This is a genomic window from Rhodococcus sp. 05-2255-3B1 (assembly GCF_002258545.1).
Lineage (GTDB): Bacteria > Actinomycetota > Actinomycetes > Mycobacteriales > Mycobacteriaceae > Rhodococcoides.
Window position 1 is genome coordinate 639458 of sequence record NZ_NOZC01000007.1, and the last position, 19838, is coordinate 659295.

Genomic DNA, 19838 nt, shown 5'->3' on the forward strand with positions numbered 1-19838 from the left:
CGATCACCGACGGTGACGGAGTGCGAGCAGGCGGTCGATCAGCGGCATGACCCAGCGCTTGCGGTGGAGCGTCACCAGCTCGAATCCGGGGACGTCGAACAGCTTCGTGACGCGGCTGTGAGTGCGGCAGAACTCGGCGAACCCCTCGTCGCCGTGTACCCGCCCGAAGCCGCTGGCACCGACGCCGCCCATCGGAACAGATCCCATTCCGGCGAACGCGATCACCGAATTGACGGTGACCTGACCGCACACCAGCTGCGCCGCAATCTCCTTGCCCTGCCTGCGGGAGAACACCGAAGCGCCGAGAGCGTACCGATGATCGTTGCTCAGCTCGATCGCCTCGTCGATGCTGTCGACCTCACGTACGGTGACCGTGGGGCCGAAGGTCTCCTCGCGAACGGCCGAACAGTTCTCGGGGGTGTCCACCAACACGGTGGGCCCGACGAATCGCTCCCCGATCGAGGACAGTCCGCCGATCAGTGCTCGACCACCTGCCGCCTCGGCGTCGGCGAGATGGCGTCGAACGATGTCGATCTGGCCGGGCATCGTCATCGGCCCGTAGGTGGCCGACGCATCACCACCGGGCCGGATGGAGCGCGCATGCTGCACGAGAGCGCCGGTGAATTGTGCTGCGACACTCCGCTCCACGTACACCCGCTCGACTCCGACGCACGTCTGGCCGCTGTTGGTGAATGCACCCCAGGCCACCGCCTCGGCTGCTGCCGCGATGTCCGCGTCCGCAGCGATGATCACCGGATCCTTGCCGCCGCATTCCACGACCACCGGTGTCAACGTCTCGGCGCACGTGGCCATGATCTTCGAGCCGGTTCTCGTCGAGCCCGTGAACGCCATCTTGTCCACACCCGAGCGGCACAGCGCGGCACCGGTCTCGCCGTATCCGGTCACCAGCGACAGAATGCCCAGTGGCAGAGACGGATTGGCTTCGTGGAACGCGCGCACGTATCGGGCCGCAACCGTGGGGGTGTATTCGCTCGGCTTGAACACCACGCAGTTACCTGCTGCCAGCGCCGAACCGATCGCACTGTTGGGTGCATACAGGGGGTAGTTCCACGGACCGATGACGCCCACGACACCGAGTGCCACCGTCTCCACGTGAGCGGAGTAGTTCGCGAGCAGCAACCCGGGGCCGACTCGGCGCGACCGCATGAGCTTCGGTGCCTGCTTCTCCGCCCACGCGATGTGCTCGAGGGTCAGTACGATCTCGAGCAGTGCATCGTCGGCGGGTTTGCCGTTCTCGCGGTGAATGAGATCGACGAATTCGGTTCGATGACTCCAGATTTCGTGTCGCCAGGACCGCAGGTGTCGGGCGCGAGAACGTGGCGGCAGCGAGGCCCATGTGCGCTGCGTCTTTCGCGCGAGTCCGACCGTCCGCGCGACGGACTCCGCCCCATCGACGGGGAACGAGGCGACCGGACCGTCGTCGATGGGGGAGAAGGAATCGAACGTGGTTCGCGCCTGGACCTGGCTGGTCACAGGGACGCTCCGAGCGCGTCCTTCGCCACGTGGGCGTCCCGCAGTTCGCGCTTGAGGATCTTTCCCGCGCCGCTCATGGGCAGCGCGGTGACGAACTCGATGGTGCGCGGGGTCTTGTATCCGGCAACGTAGCTGCGGGTGTGATCGCGAAGTTCTTCGACCGTCGGCGAGGTGCCATCGGCCAACACGACACAGGCGTGGACGCGCTCGCCCCATTCGCCGTCGGGCACACCGATCACGGCGCAGGCCAGGACGGCGGGATGGCGGCTCAGTGCGCTCTCGACCTCTGCGCTGTAGACGTTCTCGCCGCCGGTGATGATCATGTCCTTGAGTCGATCGACGACGAACAGGAATCCGTCGGCGTCGAGGTAGCCCACATCGCCGGTGTGCATCCAACCGTCGCGAACGGCCGCGGCGGTCTCGTCCGGCTTGTTCCAGTAGCCCAGCATCACGTGTCCACCGCGAACACAGATCTCGCCGACGGATCCGGTGGCCAACTGCTCGTCGTCGGGGCCGAGAATCCGGATCTCCGAGTGCGGGGCCGCGCGACCGGCCGAGCCGATGCGTTCTCCCACATGGTGTTCCGGCCAGAGCAGGGATGCGACCGGTGCGAGCTCGGTCATGCCGTAGGCCTGAGTGAGACGGGCCTGCGGGAGGCGTGCCAGGGTGCGCTCGAGGACGCCTGCGGAGATCGAGGATCCTCCGTACAGCACACGACTGAGCGAGGAGGTGTCGAACTCGCTCAATGCGGGGTGGTCGACCAGAAGCTGAATCATCGTCGGTACCAACAACACATCGGTGATCGAATGCTCGGCGATCGCGCCGAGGACGGCGGTCGGCTCGAAGAACGGAACCATGACGTGGGTACCGCCGAGCATGACCTGCCCCACCCACGCGGCCAGATCGGCGAGGTGGAACATCGGAGCGGCATGGAGCAGGATCGATGCGTCGTCGAGCAGCTGTCCGGTCGCCACCGTTCCCAGGCCGGAGGTGACGAGGTTCGCGTGCGAGAGCATGACGCCCTTGGGGAAGCCGGTGGTGCCGCCGGTGTAGAAGAGTCCTGCGAGTGCGTCGCCGCTACGGCGGGCGTCGGGGACGGGATCGTGGGACGAGACCAGGTCCTCGTACGAGACCATGCCCTCGGGGGTGGCGCCGTCTCCGCAGTAGACGATGGTCTGCAGGCCGGCACATGCCGGGCGCAGTGCCGGGACCATCGCACCGAAGGTGTCGTCGACCAGCAGGACCTTGGTGTCGGAATCGTTGAGTGCGTACGCGACCTCCACGGGCGACCATCGGATGTTCACGGGGTTGAGCACGGCGTCGGCCCACGGCACCGCGAGCAGGTACTCCGAGTAACGGTCGCTGTTGAACGCCAGTATCGCAACTCGATCGCCGGACTCGACGCCGATGGAGTGCAGGCCTGCCGCCAGTCGTGCCACTCTGTCGATCTGTTCGGCGAAGGTACGAACGCGATCGCCGAACACCGTCGCTGCGCGGTTCGGAGTCGTTGCGGCGGAGCGATGCAGGCCTTGGGTGAGATACATGTCGAGTCCCTTGTGCGAGAGGGGGCGAGGGCGCCCGGGTGAATACCGTCACAGTTCCACCTTGTTGGCACTGTGTCAATAGTGGAGGTGTAGGGCGACCCGGCTGGCGATTCCGCGAAAACGGTTGTCTTGCTAACGTTCCCGAGCGTCGTCGAAGGAACGTGCGGTTGCGAGAACGGTGACGAGCACATCCGTCAGCAGAGTCTCGACCTGTTCACGGGTCAGTGTTCCGCGTACCAACCACTCGCGGCCCGCTGCCTTGACCATGCCGCCGAACGCGCGCACCGCAGACGTCGCGATGCGACGGTCACCGCCTCTGCCCTCGAATGCCGTTGCATCGAGCACGCGTTCGGCAGCCAGATCGTCGGCCTCGTCGAGAATCTGCGCCACCTGTTCGTCCACACCCGAACCACTCGCCATCGACACCCATGCCGTGCCGTGTGTCTCGATCACCCCCACCAGCCAGTGCACACTGCCACGTGCCCGCTCCTCGAGTGAGCCCGTGGGCAGATGTACGTCCTCGATCGGCGGCACGGTGACCAGGAATCGAACACTCTCGAGGTACAGATCGCGTTTGCTGCCGATGTAGTGGTGAATGAGCCCGCGGGCGACGCCGGCCGAGGCGGCGACGTCCGACATCGACACCTCGGCGTACGGCTTGTCGCCGAACAACCGAACGGCGCTGGCCAGGATCTGTGTCCGACGCTCGTCCGGTTCGAGTCGATTCCACTTGGGTGTACTTGCAGCCGGCATGGTTCTCATGATCGCACCGAGCCGACTCCGTGAGGCGTCAGAGGTACCGCTCGGTGCGCGAGCGCAGTGACCTCCGTACGACGAACCGATCGCCGTACCGTGCCCGCAGCTCGTCGGCTCGATGTACGAACCCCTGCGGCCCGCCGTCGAACTGATCGACGAACTGCAGCACCCCGCCGGTCCAGGCGGGATAGCCGATGCCGAGGATGGAGCCGATGTTCGCATCGGCGACCGTGCGTAGGACTCCCTCGTCCAGGCATGCGACCGAGTCCAGGGACTGTGCGATCAACATCCGATCCATCATGTCCTCGAACGGAATTCCATGATCGGGGCGGTGGTAGTGCTCCACCAGGCCCGGCCACAGCCCCGCCTTGGTGCCGTCCTCGGCGTACTCGTAGAAGCCGCGACCGCCCTTGCGGCCGGGCCGATCGAACTCGTCGACCAGCCGATCGACCAGAGCATACGAATTCGACACGATCCACGGTCGACCCTCGGCGCGGGCGGCCTGCGCCATGCCCTCGCGGATGTGCCTGGACAGGGTCAACGAGATCTCGTCCATGAGAGCCAACGCACCGGACGGGTAGCCCGCCTGGAGAGCGGCCTGCTCGACGGTGGCGGGGTGCACGCCCTCCGCGACCAGCGAGATCGCCTCGTCCATGAACCGGCCGATGACGCGAGTGGTGAAGAAGCCGTGACTGTCTCCGACGACGATCGGCGTCTTGCCGATCAGACGGACGAAGTCGAATGCGCGGGCCAGAGTGGAATCACTGGTGTGTTCTCCCACAACGATTTCCACCAACGGCATCTTGTCCACCGGAGAGAAGAAGTGCGTGCCGACGAAGTCCGAGGTGCGCGAGACTCCCGTCGACAGCTCGGTGATGGGCAGGGTCGAGGTGTTCGAGCACAGCAGTGCGTCGGCGGTCAGATACTTCTCGACGGCCTCGAACGCGCCCTGCTTGACGGCGGGATCCTCGAACACGGCCTCGACGACCAGATCGCACCCCTCGGCATCGGCCGCGTCGGAACTGGGTGTGATCAGAGCGAGCACCGCATCGGCGTCGGCCTGGGTCGTGCGCCCCGTCGCGACGGCCTTGCCGAGAATCGAACGCGCGTAATCCTTTCCACGCTCGGCGGATTCGATCGAGATATCACGCAGTACGACGGGAACCTCGGCCGACGCGACGACGTAGGCGATGGCGGCACCCATCATCCCGGCACCGATCACCAGCACCTTCTCGGGTACCCGGTGCAGTTCGCCGCTCGGACGAGAGCCGCCCTTGTTGATGGATCCGAGATCGAAGAACATCGATTGGATCAGATTGCCCGAGACCGGACCGCAGGCGAGTGCCGTGCAGTGTCGGGTTTCCACGATCGACGCCGACTCGAAGTCGAGCACCGACCCTTCCACCGCGGCAGCAACCACCGCGATGGGTGCGGGCATGGGTGCACCCTTGACCTGCTTGCGTACGGTGGCCGCGAAGGCAGGCAGCTGAGCAGCCAACGCGGGTGAGGCCGCGGTGCCGCCGGGAATCTCGAACCCCTTCCTGTCCCAGGGCTGTACTGCAACGGGATTGGCGACGATCCAGGCACGTGCGTTCGCCATCATCTGCTCGTGGGTGTCGACGACCTCGTCGATCAGCCCGATCTCGAGTGCCTTGGCCGGCCGGTAGCGTTGGCCCTGGCCCACCACCTGTGTCAATGCGCCGACGATTCCGAACATCCGCACCGTTCGGGTGACGCCGCCCGTGCCAGGGAGCAGACCGAGGGTCACCTCGGGAAGGCCGAAGCGAGAGTTGCCTCTGTTCACGGCAATTCGGTGATGACAGGCCAGCGCGATCTCGAAGCCGCCACCGAGCGCGGTGCCGCCGAGTGCAGCGACGACGGGCTTGCCCAGCTTCTCGAGCCGACGGAACTTGTCCTTGGTGAAGTCGAGGGCATCGGCGATGCGTGCATGGTCTGCGGGGCCCGCGTCGCGCAACAACTCGAGGTCACCACCGGAGAAGAACGAATCCTTTCCCGAGGCGACGATGATGCCGTCGTAGTCATCGACGTTGGCTTCGAGCCAGTCGACGGTCCGACCGAGCGATTCACCGAACGCGGTGTTCATGGTGTTGGTCGACTGCGTCGGGTCGTCGATCGTCACCACGAGTACGCGGTCGGTCCCGATCTCGCCGGTGATCGTCGACGTCGTCAGTGCAGCAGAGGTAGTCATCGTGTCCTCGGGTCGTTGTTCGAGCGCGGGGGTGGTCACAGGCGCTCGATGATGGTGGCGACGCCCATTCCGGCACCGATGCAGAGCGTGATCAGCGCATAGCGCTCGCCCCGGCGCTCGAGCTCGTCGAGAGCCATTCCGGTGAGCATCGCTCCCGTTGCGCCCAGTGGGTGGCCCATCGCGATCGCGCCGCCGTTGACGTTGATGCGCTCGTGGTCGATGTCCAGCTTCTTCGCGTAGTTGAGCACCACCGAAGCGAATGCCTCGTTGACCTCGAACACCGCGATGTCGTCGAGACCGAGTCCCGCCGCGGCCAACACCTTGTGGGTGGCCGGAATCGGGCCGGTGAGCATCAGCGTCGGGTCCGATCCGGCGACGACCCCGGCCACGACGCGTCCGCGTGGGGTCAATCCGCCTGCGCGACCGGCCTCTTCGGAGCCGATGAGAACCATCGCGGTGCCGTCGACGATTCCGGAGGAGTTACCGGCGTGGTGTACGTGATCGATGCGCTCGACCTCGGTGTACTTCTGCATCGCGACGGCGTCGAACCCGGCGAGCGAACCCATCTGTGCGAACGATGCCGTCAGGGCGGCGAGATCGGCAGTGGTGGTCTCGGGTCGCATGATCTCGTCGTGATCGAGCATCAGCCGGCCGTTGGCGTCGAAGACGGGGATGACCGACTTCTCGAAGTGACCCATCGACCAGGCATGCGCCGCTCGTTGCTGGCTACGTACCGCGTAGGCGTCGACCTCGTCCCGATCGAACCCCTCGATCGTTGCGATGAGATCTGCGCTGACTCCCTGTGGGACGAAGTAGTTGCCGTAGTTGGTCAGCGGGTCGCACGGCCACGCGCCGCCATCCGCCCCGAGCGGCACACGAGACATCGATTCGACGCCACCGGCGACGATGAGCCGATCCCATCCGGACCGAACACGTTGCGCCGCAGTGTTGACGGCCTCGAGCCCCGATCCGCAGAAGCGGTTGAGCTGAACGCCGGCCACGCTGTCCGGTAGGCCGGCCGCCATCGCGACGGTTCGGGCGATGTCGCAGCCTTGATCGGCGACCGGGGTGACGACACCGAGCACGACGTCGTCGATCAGGGCCGGATCGAGCTGGGAGTGTCGAGAGAGCAACGTGGACAACGTGTTCGCGGCCAGATCGACCGGCTTGACGGTGTGCAGTGAGCCGGAGCTCTTGCCGCGGCCACGTGGACTGCGCACTGCGTCGTAGAGGAATGCCTCCATGATGGTGCCTTTCTGGGGGCTACAGAATTACCGAGTTCTACAAGGAACGGGAAATGAGGTCTTTCATGACTTCGTTGGCACCGGCGTAGATGCGGGCGATGCGTCCGTCGACGAACATGCGGGCGATGGGGTATTCCTCCATGTAGCCGTACCCACCGAAGAGCTGCAGGCACCGGTCGACCACCTCGAACTGTCGGTCGGTGGTCCAGTATTTGACCATTGCGGCCGTGGTGACGTCGAGTGTGCCCGAAATATGCTGTGCCATGGCGTCGTCGACGAAGGTGCGCACGACGCGGCCGATGGTGGCGCATTCGGCGAGCTCGAACTTGGTGTTCTGCAGATCGAACAGTGTCTTGCCGAACGCGCTGCGCGACTTGGTGTACTCGACGGTCTGCGCGACGGCGGCGTCGATCATCGCAGCGGCGGCGATGCCGCAGATCAGGCGTTCCTGGGGGAGCTGCTGCATCAACTGCGCGAAACCGCGACCCTCATGACTTTCCTGGTCGTTCCTGCCGGCTCCACTCCCGCCCCCGAGCAGATTCGCGGCGGGAATGCGAAGGCCGTCGAAGGTGAGTTCGGCTGTGTCCTGGCCCTTCTGGCCGATCTTGTGCAGCACGCGTCCGCGGTGAAAACCTTCGGTGTCATCGGAGACCTCGGCGACGAGCAATGACAGTCCCCGGGCTCCCGCGGACGGATCGGTCTTGGCGGCGATGATGAGCAGATCGCAGTGAGCTCCGTTGGAGATGAACGTCTTTCCGCCGGTCACCACGTAGTCGTCGCCGTCACGCACGGCGCGGGTGGTGATGCCTTGCAGGTCCGATCCGGTGCCCGGTTCGGTCATGGCAATGGCACCGATCCATTCGCCCGAGCACAGTTTCGGCAGCCACCGCTGCTTCTTCTCCTCGGACGCGTAGGCCAGGATGTAATGCGGAACGATGCCGCTGTGTACGCCGAGCTGCATGGCCGAGTCGCCGGCGCGAACCTGTTCTTCGAATAGCACTGCCTCGTGTCGGAAGTCGCCGCCGCCTCCGCCGTATTGCTCGGGTACCGACATGCCGAGCAGCCCGAGGCTGCCTGCGGTGCGGTAGACCTCGCGGCTGGGGCGTCCGGCCGCCGCGAATTCCTCCCGGTGCGGTGCGACCTCTTTCTCGAAGAATCCACGGGCGAGCTGGCGCACGTCGGCGAGCTCGGTGGTGAGGTCGTCGGTGGAGCGATCTGCGAGTGCAGTCATGGGGGGTCCTTGGCTCGAAGCGCGACTGTGGTTTATTGGCGCTGTGCCAATAATGATGGCGCGACGATGTCGCGGATGTCAACCATGGGTGCTGCCCGAGCTGCCGAACTCGAAGTGATGGACGGATTCGGGTCAGAATTCATCCATGACTTCGAGCTCGGCGGGGAGTTCTCTAGCCGTCGACCGATCGCAGTAGCGCGACGTCCGAGACGAGTCGGATGTGGTCGGCCATTGCCCGGCCCGCCTCGGCCGGATCCTGATTGCGCACGGCCTCGGCGATGCGTCGGTGATGCTCGAGCGAGGCCTGTGGGCGGTCGGACTGCGACAGTGACTCGATGCGGGTCTCGCGAATCAGCTCGGCGATCTCGCCCATCAGGCGAGCGAGCAGCGGTGAGTGCGCGGCCTCGGTGATGGCGTGATGGAAGAGCTCGTCGCCGGAGTCTCCGCGATCGCCGTCGGTGATCTCGGTGGCCATCACGGACACCGCGTGGTCGATGGCTGCCATCTCGTCGTCGCTGCGCCGCGTTGCGGCCAGTTCGGCAAGCTTGACCTCGAGTGCCTCTCGGGCTTCGATCACCTCGGGCAGTCGATCGGCGTGCTCGCGCAAGGCGCGAATTGCCATGTCGCCCACGGGTCGTCGGACGAGTACCGCCCCATCGCCGTGGCGCACGGCGAGGATGCCCTGCACCTCGAGTGCAACGAGGGCCTGACTCAGCGACGCTCTGCTGACTCCCAGGTGGCCGGCGAGTTCGCGCTCGGGTGGAAGTCGATCGCCAGGGTTCATGTCGCGATCGGCGATGTGCTTGCACAGCTGCTCGACGATGACCTCGTACAGCCGTGGTCGGGTCACGGGGCGAATTTGCTCAGCCACTGTGTCACTCGCTCTCTGCTCCTCTGGAACTCCACCTTAACTGTCCGGTAACCGGTGACTCAGGTCATGGCAAGTATTGACAAGTGATCCAGTTCACTGGTTGAGTCCTTAATGACTCAGTGGTCAGTCCAATTAGCCACTGGAGATCCTGGGCAACCGCTCGGGTGACACCACAGACGGACCGGAGACCTTCGATGTCGACCGAGTTGATACCCATCCTTGCGCTCGTCGTCATGTTCCTCGCCGCAACCGTGTTCCCCGTGAACATGGGTGCGTTGGGGTTCGTGGCGGCGTTCTTCGTCGGAACACTTGCCGTGGGCATGGGGGCCGACGACATCATTGCCGGCTTCCCGAGCAGTCTCTTCCTCACGCTCGTCGGCATCACCTACCTGTTCGCCATCGCGCAGAACAACGGCACGGTCGACCTGCTGGTCCGCGGAGCCGTTCGACTCGTCGGTGGCAGGGTGGCGCTCATCCCCTGGGTGATGTTCGGCATCACCGGCGTCCTGACCTCCATCGGGGCGCTCGGGCCCGCCGCGGTGGCCATCGTGGCCCCGATCGCGCTCGGCTTTGCCGCGCGCTACAAGATCAACGCGCTGCTCATGGGCATGATGGTCATCCACGGCGCGCAGGCGGGCGGATTCTCGCCCATCAGCATCTACGGCGTCACGGTCAACAACATCGCCGCCAACGCAGGACTCGTCAACAGTCCGCTCACACTCTTCCTCGGCAGCCTGTTCTTCAACGCCGCGATCGGTGCGCTGCTGTTCATGTTCCTCGGTGGCCGCTCCCTCATCGGACGCAGCGTGCACGACGAGGACGGCAGTCGTCCCGACGGCGACTCGGGCGGCGTCGGCGGCTCGGGTTCTCGGACGGTCATGCGCGGCTTCGGCTCCTCGACGCCTCGTCCGTCCGGTCAGACGGTCACGGTCGAGAATGCGCCGCCCTTGGCCACCGCGGTCAAGGCCATCACCTTCGATCAGATTCTCACGCTCGTCGGCCTGGCCTCGCTGGCCCTGTTCGCCCTCGTGCTCGATCTCGACGTCGGCTTCATCGCGATGACGGTGGCCGTGGTTCTCGCTCTCGCATCGCCCAAGGCGCAAAAGGGTGCGATCAACCAGATCAGTTGGTCGACGGTTCTGCTCATCGGCGGCGTACTCACGTTCGTCGGGGTCCTGCAGGAAGCCGGAACTGTCGAATACGTCGGCGATTCGGTCGCGAGCATCGGTATCCCGCTCCTGGTGGCGCTGCTGCTCTGCTACATCGGTGCCATCGTCTCGGCCTTCGCGTCGTCCACCGCGATCCTCGGCGTCACCATCCCGCTGGCCGTTCCGTTCCTGCTCGCGGGTGAAGTAGGCGCTATCGGTGTCATCGTGGCCCTGTCCATCGCCTCGACCATCGTCGACGTCAGCCCGTTCTCCACCAACGGAGCCCTGGTGCTCGCCAACGCCCAGGACATCGACCGAGATGTGTTCTACAAGCAGATCCTCAAGTACAGCGCTCTGGTTGTGGTCATCGGTCCACTGGTCGCCTGGGGATTGCTGGTGGTACCCGGCTGGATGTAGCTCGACAGTAGCTCGGATGCGGTTCTCGATGATGGCGGCACGTGTGTTCGACGTGCCGCCATCACGCGTCTGAGCTGGGCAAAGGCCCGCACATCGTTACTTGACTTCTCTGAGGTTCGCTGGTCCAATGGAATTGGCTAGGCCACTAGCCCAGTCATCCAATCGGACTTCGGGTCCGGCTCCCACCTCGCTTCGACGTAAGGATCAATTCGATGCCCCTCAACACGACAGGCAGAACCGGACCGCTCGAAGGCACCGTGGTGGTCGATCTGACCCGTGCCCTGGCGGGCCCGCACGCGGCCATGATGCTCGGCGACCTCGGCGCAGACATCATCAAGGTCGAGACCCCCAAAGGCGGCGACGACACCCGAGTCTGGGGTCCCCCCTTCGTCACTCCGCGCGACGCCGAACGTGAGTCGACCTACTTCCTCTCGGCCAACCGCAACAAGCGATCCATCGCACTCGATCTCAAGACCGACGACGGCCGAGAAGCGTTGGAGCACATGATCGAACGAGCCGACGTGCTGCTCGAGAACTTTCGCACCGGAGTGCTCGACCGCCTCGGCTTCTCGCCCGAACGCATCGCCGAGATCAACCCGCGCACTGTCGTGCTGTCGATCAGCGGATTCGGTCACGACGGCCCCGAGGGTGGCCGCTCCGGCTACGACCAGATCGCCCAGGGTGAGGCCGGGCTGATGTCGTTCACCGGCTCCGGTCCCGAGGACGTCCAACGCGTCGGCGTTCCCATCGCCGACCTGCTGGCCGGAATGTACGGGGCCTTCGGCGTTCTCGCCGCACTGCGTGAACGCGACCGCACCGGACGCGGCAAGGTCGTCCGTACCTCCTTGCTCGCCAGCGTCGTCGGAGTACACGCCTTCCAGGGCACCAAGTGGACCGTTGCCGGCGAGATCGGCACGGCGCAGGGCAACCATCACCCATCGATCTGCCCGTACGGATTGTTTCCGACCTCGGATGGCGCAGTGCAGATCTCCGTCGGTAGCGAGGGCCTGTGGCATCGGTTCTGCGAGGGCTTCGGTATCGACCCCGATCTCGAAGGCATGGCCACCAACCCACAACGCGTCGACAGTCGCGACGACGTCATCGAACTCGTCTCCAAGATCTTCCGCACCTACGACACCGAACCGCTGCTGGCCCTTCTCGACGAGATCGGTGTTCCCGCAGGCAAAGTGCGCAACGTGCAGGAGGTGTACGAGTGGGAGCAGACCAAGTCTCAAGGCCTGCTGGTCGACGTCGAGCACGCGACGTTGGGCACGGTCACTCTTCCGGGGCCGCCGCTGCGCTTCTTCGAATCCGACGGCACCGAGGTCACCGAAACCAATCATCTGGCTCCGCCGGTACTCGGTGCCGACGACGAGCTCGTCCGCGACTGGCTGAAAGAAGCGATCCGATGACCAGAATGACCGCCCTCGAACTGCTCGATCTGGTGATCGATCCCGGCAGCTTCGACTCCTGGGACACCCCGACCGCGGACTACGTCATCGACGACCAGTACGCGAGCGAACTCGCGGCGGCCCGTGAGAAGACCGGTCTCGACGAATCCGTCCTCACCGGGTCCGCGACGATTCGGGGCCGCAAGGTCGCAATCCTGCTCGGCGAGTTCGCATTTCTGGCCGGCTCGATCGGGGTTGCGGCGGGTGAACGGCTCGTCACCGCCGTGCACCGGTCGACGGACGAGCGGTTGCCGCTGCTCGCGTTGCCGACCTCCGGCGGAACCCGCATGCAGGAGGGTACCGTCGCGTTCCTCCAGATGGTCAAGATCACCGCCGCGATCACTGCGCACAAGGCGGCGAACCTGCCGTACATCGTCTACCTGCGGCATCCCACCACCGGTGGAGTCTTCGCGTCCTGGGGATCGCTCGGACACGTCACCGTCGCCGAGCCCGGTGCCCTCGTCGGCTTCCTCGGGCCTCGCGTCTACGAGGCCCTCTACGACGCGAAATTCCCCACGGGCGTGCAGACGTCGGAGAACCTCCAGGCCCACGGGCTCATCGACGCCATCCGCCCGCCCGAGCAGCTCGGCGAAATCGTCGATCGGGCGCTGCGCATCATGACCGACATCCCGTCGTGTCGGCCCCGCACCGTCGAGGCGCTCGAATGGACGATCGAGGACGTGCCCGCGTGGACGTCGATACTGGCCTCCCGTAGGAACGATCGTCCCGGCGTGCGCGAGTTGCTGTTCAGCACCGCAGCAGATGTGCTGCCGCTCAACGGAACCGGGCAGGGAGAGTCGGATCCTGGCCTGATTCTGGCCCTCGTTCGGTTCGGCGACATGCCGTGCGTACTGCTCGGGCAGGATCGACGTGGGCAGACGACCAGGACCCCGCTCGGTCCCGCAGCGCTTCGCGAGGCCCGACGCGGTATGCGTCTGGCACAGGATCTCAAGCTTCCGCTCGTCACCGTCATCGACACCGCGGGCGCGGCGCTGTCGAAGGAGGCGGAGGAAGGCGGTCTCGCGGGAGAGATCGCTCGGTGCATCGCGGACATGGTCGACCTCGAAACACCGACGCTGTCGTTGCTGTTGGGGCAGGGGACGGGCGGTGGCGCTCTGGCACTGGTGCCCGCCGATCGCGTTCTTGCTGCTCAACACGCGTGGCTCTCGCCGCTGCCGCCCGAGGGTGCGTCGGCCATCGTGCATCGGGACACTGCTCATGCGGCCGAGATGGCCACCAAGCAGGGAGTACGGTCGCTCGATCTCTTCCGAGCCGGCGTCGTCGACATCATCATTCCCGAGCTGCCCGACGCGGCGGACGAATCGCAGCAGTTCTGCGACCGGGTGGGTGCGGTGCTGCACCGGGAGCTCGCCGACCTGATCGCCCAGGATCCGTCGATGCGGATGATCGCCCGCGAAAAGCGCTTCAACAGAATCGGCTTCGCGGCTGCCGCGGTCTGATGGCCGCCGAACTCGAAGTTGTGGATGACTTTCGGCTGAAATTCGTCCATAACTTCGAGCTCGGCGATGACCGGGGAGGCTATCGTCGTGCAGGTGGCGGGCAATGCGCGGGATCCGGGGGTCTCGGTGGCGTCTCGACTGCTGGCGTTGCTCGGCGTGTTCGACGAGCAGAAGCCTGCGTTGACATTGACCGAATTGGCAGACGGCGCAGGTCTTCCCATCGCCACGGCTCACCGCTTGGTGCACGAGCTTCTCGACTGGGGAGCACTCGTTCGCGGCGACGACGGCAAGTTCGTGGTCGGACGTCGGCTGTGGAAGCTGGGTATGTTGGCCCCGGATCAGTCCGACCTGCGCGAGATCGCGTCGCCGTTCCTGCACGATCTCTACGGAGCCACGCTCGCCACGGTGCATCTGGCCATTCGTGACGGCGACGAGGTGCTCTACCTCGACAGGTTGGCCGGACACGCGTCGGTGCCCGCGATCAGCCGGGTCGGAGCCCGTCTGCCGTTGTACGCGACCGGAGTCGGAAAGGTGTTGCTGGCCTACGCCCCGCGCGAGGTGCACGACCGAGTGCTCGGGAACTTGGCCCGCATCACCCCGTACACGGTGACTCACCCGGGAAAGTTGGACAGCGAACTACGCCGAGTGCATCGCGAGGGGTATGCGCAGACGGTCGAGGAGATGACACTGGGAGCGTGTTCGGTGGCCGTACCCGTCCGCGGCGAGAGCGAGACGGTGGTGGCCGCACTGGGAATCGTGGTTCCGAGCATCGGTCGAGATCGCGCCAGACTGGTTGCAGCTCTGCAGGTTGCGGCCCGAGGAATCGAGCGAACTCTACGGGGGTGAACGCGGGCTTCCGCTGAGTGGAAACTGCCTCTTGTCCGGAGGTCGCATGCGCGGTGTACTCGATGCATGCGTACACAGGTCGCCATCATCGGTGCAGGGCCCGCGGGTCTGCTGCTGTCCCACCTGCTCGGGGAGCAGGGAATCGACTCCGTTCTGATCGAGTCGCGCACGCAGCAGTACGTGCTCTCGCGAATCCGGGCAGGCATCCTCGAACATTCGACGGTTCGGCTGCTCGACGACCACGGCTTGGGCGAGCGGTTGCATCGCGAAGGACACGAGCACCGCGGAATCTATCTGCAGTGGCCGGAAGAGCGACACCACATCGACTTTCGCGATCTGGTGGACCGAAGCGTGTGGGTGTACGGGCAGACCGAGGTGACGAAGGATCTCGTTGCGGCCCGAGAGAAAGCGGGCCAACAGATCTACTACGACGTCTCCGACACCGCGTTGCACGACGTGGAGTCCGACGCCCCGTTCGTCACGTTCACCGACGCGTCGGGAACATCGATGCGGATCGACGCCGACGTCATCGCCGGATGCGACGGTTCCTTCGGTCCGAGCCGCGCGGCGATGCCGGATTCGGTGCGTAACACCTGGGAGCGAACGTACCCCTACTCCTGGCTCGGGGTGCTCGCCGACGTCGCACCGTCGACGGACGAGCTGATCTACGCCTGGCATCAGGATGGATTCGCGATGCACTCGATGCGATCGTCGACGGTCAGCCGGCTGTATCTGCAGGTTCCGAACGGCACCGACATCGCCACCTGGTCCGACGAGCGTATCTGGGATGCGTTGGCACGCAGGCTCGGTCATGGTCAGGACGGCTGGGAGCTGACACCGGGACCGATCACCGAGAAGAGCGTGCTGCCGATGCGCAGCTACGTGCAGACGCCGATGCGACACGGCAGACTCTTTCTGGCCGGCGACGCCGCGCACATCGTGCCGCCGACCGGAGCGAAGGGCCTCAACCTCGCGGTTGCCGACGTGGCCCTGTTGGCCCCGGCGCTGACATCGTTGCTGGGCAAGAACGACTCCCGTGCCGCCGATGCTTACAGTGACGACGCACTCCGACGCGTCTGGCGCTGCACGCACTTCTCGTGGTGGATGACGACGATGCTGCACACCGGCGACGATCCGTTCGACGCGCAGTTGCAGCTCTCCCAGTTGCGTTGGGTGGCCTCCAGCGAGGCAGGAGCAACGGGACTGGCGGAGAACTATGCGGGACTGCCCATCGGATTCTGAGCGTGTGGACTGTCGAACTCGAAGTTATGGACAGAATTCGGCCGGAATCCATCCATAACTTCGAGTTCGGCGGCGATCGCTGCGGCCGGCCCCTCGTTCGTTACCCTTGCGGAACAGCGAGAGAAACAGGGTAATTCACAGTGTCTGATATCGACGCGACCTCGGCGCGCACGACCACCGCGGTACGGGCCACCTACATCGCGTTCATCGGAGCCGGCTTCGCCTTCGCCAGTTGGGCATCGCGCATTCCGCAGGTGAGGGACCGGCTCGAGCTCACGTCGTCCCAACTCGGCATCGTGCTGCTGGCCATCGCCGTCGGGTCGTTGCTCGCCCTGCCGCTGTCCGGCATCATCATCAACCGCTTCGGGTCTCGGCTCACGGTGACTGTGATGTCTGTCGTCCTCGCGGCCGGTCTGACCATCATCTCCACCGGCTATCTCGTCGGTGTGGTGCCGTTGCTTCTTGGGCTGTTCGTGCTCGGATTCGCCAACGGCGCATGGGATGTTGCCATGAACGTCCATGGCGCAGTGGCCGAACGACGGCTCGGGCGATCGATCATGCCGCGCTTTCACGCGGGTTTCAGCGCGGGCACCGTGGTGGGAGCCCTGATCGGAACACTGATGGTGGTGCTGAACGTCTCGGTGACGGTGCATCTGCTGGCGGTCGCAGCCGCGATCGTCGGAGCCATCCCGTGGGGAGTCCGTAACTTTCTGAACGAGTCCGACGCCGAACCCGAACAGCCCGCCCCCGACACCTCGCGGCCACATGCCCTCGCTCGGTGGAAGGAGCCGCGCACCCTGTTGATCGGTGTCGTGGCCTTGTCGTTCGCGTTTGCCGAGGGCAGCGGAAACGATTGGCTCAACATCGCATTGATCGACGGATACGACGCATCGGCCGTCGCCGGGACCCTGGCGTTCACCACGTTCCTGGTTGCCATGACCGCGGTGCGGTGGTTCGGCAACGGTCTGCTGGATAGGTACGGTCGCGTCGTCGTACTGCGAGGTCTCGCGGGCGTCTCGGTGGTCGGCGTGCTGTTGTTCGTGCTCAGTCCGTTTGTGCCGCTTGCGTTTCTGGGCGCGTTTCTGTGGGGATCGGGCGTCTCCCTCGGCTTCCCGGTTGCCATGAGTGCGGCGGCCGACGAGCCGGCAGCTGCCGCCGCTCGCGTCAGTGTGGTCGCCTCCATCGGATACTTCGCCTTTCTCGGAGGTCCGCCCCTCATCGGCTTCCTCGGCGGGCACGGTGACGTACTTCGAGCGTTGCTCGTGGTCGCTGCGCTCCTGGCGTGTTCGTTGATCGTGATGGGGGCATTGCGGCCCCTCGCTGGGTCGAACTCGCGGCATTGATTCCGCACCGAGGCCGACATGGCCTCGGATACTGTGGCCGGTATGCGCATCGACGAGTATCGCCAGTACGACGGCCTCGGTCTGGCCGGTCTCGTGGCCGCAGGAGATGTGACACCGCGCGAACTGCTCGATTGCGCACTGGCGCAGGTCGAATCGATCGATCCGCGGATCAATTCCGTGATTCGGGTGATGCGGGAGCAAGCCGACGACCAGCTGACGCGACCGTTGCAGGGCCCCTTCGCCGGCGTGCCGTTCCTGATCAAGGATCTCTCGCAGGACTACGCAGGCCTGCCCACATCGAGTGGATCGCGTGCGTTGACGAACCTGCCGATGCCCGAGCATTCCACGGTGGTGCAGCGCTGGCTCGATGCCGGCCTGGTGATCTTCGGTAAGACCAACACTCCGGAATTCGGGGCGAAGGGAATCACCGAACCGGCGGTGCACGGCGCGACTCGAAATCCATGGGATCGCAGCAGAACTCCCGGTGGATCGTCGGGTGGATCGGCCGCTGCGGTGGCGTCCGGCATCGTCCCGGTGGCGGGAGCCAACGACGGCGGCGGTTCCATCCGGATTCCGGCGTCGTGCTGCGGTCTGGTCGGACTCAAGCCGGGACGCGGACTGGTGCCGTCGGGCCCCACGTTCGGTGAACCCATGCACGGGGCAGCAGTGCAGGGTGTCGTGTCGCGGTCGGTGCGCGATACCGCCGCGATGCTCGACGTGCTGGCGGGCGGTGAGGCGACGTCCGGCTATCTGCCCGCGCGTCCGGACGGAACGTTCCTGTCCCGAGTGGGCAAGGACCCCAAGCCTTTACGCATCGGAATGTACGCTGTGACATCGGTCAATCCGTCGCCCCACCCGCAGGCCGTCGCCGCGATGGAGTCGGCTGCGAAGGCACTCACCGATCTCGGCCACACCGTCGAACTTCTCGACGCGCCACCGTACGACGACGCGAATCTCAACCGCGAATTCCTGCTGGCCTGGTTCACCTACCTGGCGTGGGAGATGGACGAGGTGAAACGCAGAACCGGTTGCGGCGACGACAGATTCGAGCGTGACACCCGCATCATGGCGGCGCTGGGCAGATCCGCCAGTGGTGTCGACTACCTCGAAGCAGTGGAAGGTCGCCATCTGCACGTGCGTGCGCTGGCCACCTTCTTCGAGACCTACGACCTGTTGCTCACGCCCACTCTCGCGGAGCTCCCCCCGAAGATCGGTGCCTTCGATCTCGCGAAGCCGTTGGAGCTGGCATCGGAGTTGTTGCTGCGCAGCCGAACTGCAGGAATCCTGCGCTACACCGGCATCGTGGATCAGATGATCGACGACAACATCTCATGGATTCCCTACACGCAGCTGGGAAACGTCACCGGGCGTCCGGCGCTGTCGGTTCCCGTGCACTGGACCCCCGAGGGTCTTCCGAGGGGCGCGCACTTCACCGCGCCCCTCGGCGGCGAGGCATTGCTCGTCCAACTGGCCGGTCAGTTGGAGCGAGCCGTGCCGTGGGCCCACCGCTACGCCGATATCGGTTAGCGGGTCACTCCGAGCAGAGCCTTTCCGACGATGCCCGACGGGCGTTGCCGCACATGGCCGTCGACGATATCGACGACTCCGCCTGCCCACTCGGGATCGGTGTCGGCGGCAGCCTGGGGATCGGCGTGGGCATCGGTGCCCTCCTCGGCGGTGACGGTGATCGAACGCTCGAGGGCCTCTCGGACGCTCATCAGCGACGTATCGGGCTCGGCGAACACCTCTGTTGCTGCGTTCCCGCGGCGCACCACCATGTCGTGGGTGAGGCTGTCGACCAACGAGATCACCGTGCCGGCAGGCATGGCGGTGATCTTGGCGACGGCACGCCCCACCAGACCGGTCGGCAACAGCGGTACCGGAATCTGTATGCGACGCAGACCGGCGACGTTGCCGTACGCCTGCAGTAGTTCGGGGTAGCTCATCGTCTCGGTTCCGCCGATGTCGAACGTTCCCGGGCGTGCGGTGTCGCCGAGAGCGCGGGCGATGATGGCGACCACGTCGACGACGGCGATGGGCTGGACCTGCCTGCGCATCCACGTCGGGATGGGCGTGAGCGGCAGGCGCTCGGTCATCCGTCGCACCAACTCGAACGACGTCGATCCGGAACCGAGAATGATGGCCGCCCGCAGCGCGGTGGCATCGACGGAACTGTCGAGGAACGTCTCCTCTACCTGCAGGCGAGAGCGCAGGTGATCCGAGAGCGGCGTGCCGTCGTCGGGAATGAGTCCGGAGAGGTAGACGATCCGGCGCACACCGTTGCGTTCGGCCGCGGCGGCCATGGCCTGCGCGGCATGCCGATCCTTCTCGACGAAGTCGCCCTCGTCCATCGAATGCACGAGGTACACGACCGCGTCGATATTCTCGGTCGCGGTGTCGAAGGTCTCGTGCTCGTCGAGGTCGAAGTGCACGGCGGTGACGTGAGCGCCCCAGGCGAAGCGCGATTTCTTGCTCGGATCGCGCATCGCAGCGTGCACGTCGTGACCCTGTTCGAGCAGGACCGGGATCAGCCGAGACCCGATGTATCCGGTTGCGCCGGTGACCAGCACTCGCATGACTTT

15 protein-coding genes are annotated in these 19838 nt (G+C 65.4%); 7 read left to right on the forward strand and 8 right to left on the reverse strand.

Annotation, left to right across the window (positions count from 1 at the left end):
• Positions 1 to 3 precede the first annotated feature (3 nt).
• The 7 genes from CH249_RS07315 to CH249_RS07345 all read right to left on the reverse strand — a co-directional run bounded on the left by CH249_RS07315 (position 4) and on the right by CH249_RS07345 (position 9349).
• On the reverse strand, positions 4 to 1494 hold the full coding sequence (locus tag CH249_RS07315; protein ID WP_094681653.1) for an aldehyde dehydrogenase family protein: 1491 nt from the start codon (positions 1492 to 1494) through the stop codon (positions 4 to 6).
• On the reverse strand, positions 1491 to 3038 hold the full coding sequence (locus CH249_RS07320; protein WP_094681654.1) for a long-chain fatty acid--CoA ligase: 1548 nt from the start codon (positions 3036 to 3038) through the stop codon (positions 1491 to 1493). The genes CH249_RS07315 and CH249_RS07320 overlap by 4 nt, the downstream gene beginning before the upstream one ends.
• Positions 3039 to 3170: 132 nt before the next feature.
• Positions 3171 to 3800: a TetR/AcrR family transcriptional regulator gene (locus tag CH249_RS07325; RefSeq protein WP_306436613.1), complete on the reverse strand. Its 630-nt coding sequence runs from the start codon at positions 3798 to 3800 to the stop codon at positions 3171 to 3173.
• Between the two features lie 28 nt (positions 3801 to 3828).
• Positions 3829 to 6003 carry a 3-hydroxyacyl-CoA dehydrogenase NAD-binding domain-containing protein gene (locus CH249_RS07330; RefSeq protein ID WP_094681710.1) on the reverse strand — a complete coding sequence of 725 codons (2175 nt, stop codon included), beginning with the start codon at positions 6001 to 6003 and terminating at the stop codon, positions 3829 to 3831.
• Positions 6004 to 6038: 35 nt separating this feature from the next.
• Entirely contained in the window at positions 6039 to 7247 is a 1209-nt protein-coding gene (locus tag CH249_RS07335; RefSeq protein ID WP_094681655.1) for an acetyl-CoA C-acetyltransferase, read from the reverse strand.
• A gap of 37 nt (positions 7248 to 7284) precedes the next feature.
• The gene (locus tag CH249_RS07340; protein WP_094681656.1) at positions 7285 to 8478 is read right to left on the reverse strand and encodes an acyl-CoA dehydrogenase family protein; all 1194 of its coding nucleotides are present in this window, start codon (positions 8476 to 8478) and stop codon (positions 7285 to 7287) included.
• A gap of 172 nt (positions 8479 to 8650) precedes the next feature.
• Positions 8651 to 9349: a FadR/GntR family transcriptional regulator gene (locus CH249_RS07345; protein WP_045198123.1), complete on the reverse strand. Its 699-nt coding sequence runs from the start codon at positions 9347 to 9349 to the stop codon at positions 8651 to 8653.
• A 194-nt stretch (positions 9350 to 9543) separates the two neighbouring features.
• Here CH249_RS07345 and CH249_RS07350 point away from each other — a divergent pair, with 194 nt between their 5' ends.
• The 7 genes from CH249_RS07350 (at position 9544) to CH249_RS07380 (ending at position 18783) form a co-directional block, all read left to right on the forward strand.
• The gene (locus CH249_RS07350) at positions 9544 to 10914 is read left to right on the forward strand and encodes an SLC13 family permease (protein WP_094646516.1); all 1371 of its coding nucleotides are present in this window, start codon (positions 9544 to 9546) and stop codon (positions 10912 to 10914) included.
• Between the two features lie 212 nt (positions 10915 to 11126).
• A complete protein-coding gene (locus tag CH249_RS07355) occupies positions 11127 to 12326 on the forward strand; it encodes a CaiB/BaiF CoA-transferase family protein (protein ID WP_032395453.1) in 1200 nt (399 codons plus the stop codon).
• Positions 12323 to 13825, forward strand: coding sequence for a carboxyl transferase domain-containing protein (locus CH249_RS07360; RefSeq protein WP_094681657.1), 1503 nt, complete (start codon positions 12323 to 12325; stop codon positions 13823 to 13825). Before CH249_RS07355 ends, CH249_RS07360 begins: the two co-directional genes overlap by 4 nt.
• A gap of 93 nt (positions 13826 to 13918) precedes the next feature.
• Positions 13919 to 14671, forward strand: coding sequence for an IclR family transcriptional regulator (locus tag CH249_RS07365; RefSeq protein WP_094681711.1), 753 nt, complete (start codon positions 13919 to 13921; stop codon positions 14669 to 14671).
• Positions 14672 to 14737: 66 nt separating this feature from the next.
• Complete coding sequence (locus CH249_RS07370) at positions 14738 to 15913, forward strand: 4-hydroxybenzoate 3-monooxygenase (RefSeq protein ID WP_094646519.1); 1176 nt, start codon at positions 14738 to 14740, stop codon at positions 15911 to 15913.
• 140 nt (positions 15914 to 16053) lie between these two features.
• Positions 16054 to 17256: an MFS transporter gene (locus CH249_RS07375; protein ID WP_094681658.1), complete on the forward strand. Its 1203-nt coding sequence runs from the start codon at positions 16054 to 16056 to the stop codon at positions 17254 to 17256.
• A 42-nt stretch (positions 17257 to 17298) separates the two neighbouring features.
• Positions 17299 to 18783, forward strand: a complete 1485-nt coding sequence (locus CH249_RS07380) for an amidase (RefSeq protein WP_094681712.1) — start codon at positions 17299 to 17301, stop codon at positions 18781 to 18783.
• On the opposite strand, the gene CH249_RS07385 is transcribed toward CH249_RS07380, so the two are convergent.
• Entirely contained in the window at positions 18780 to 19832 is a 1053-nt protein-coding gene (locus CH249_RS07385; protein WP_179273165.1) for an NAD(P)H-binding protein, read from the reverse strand. The two genes, CH249_RS07380 and CH249_RS07385, sit on opposite strands and share 4 nt — an antisense overlap.
• Positions 19833 to 19838 lie beyond the last annotated feature (6 nt).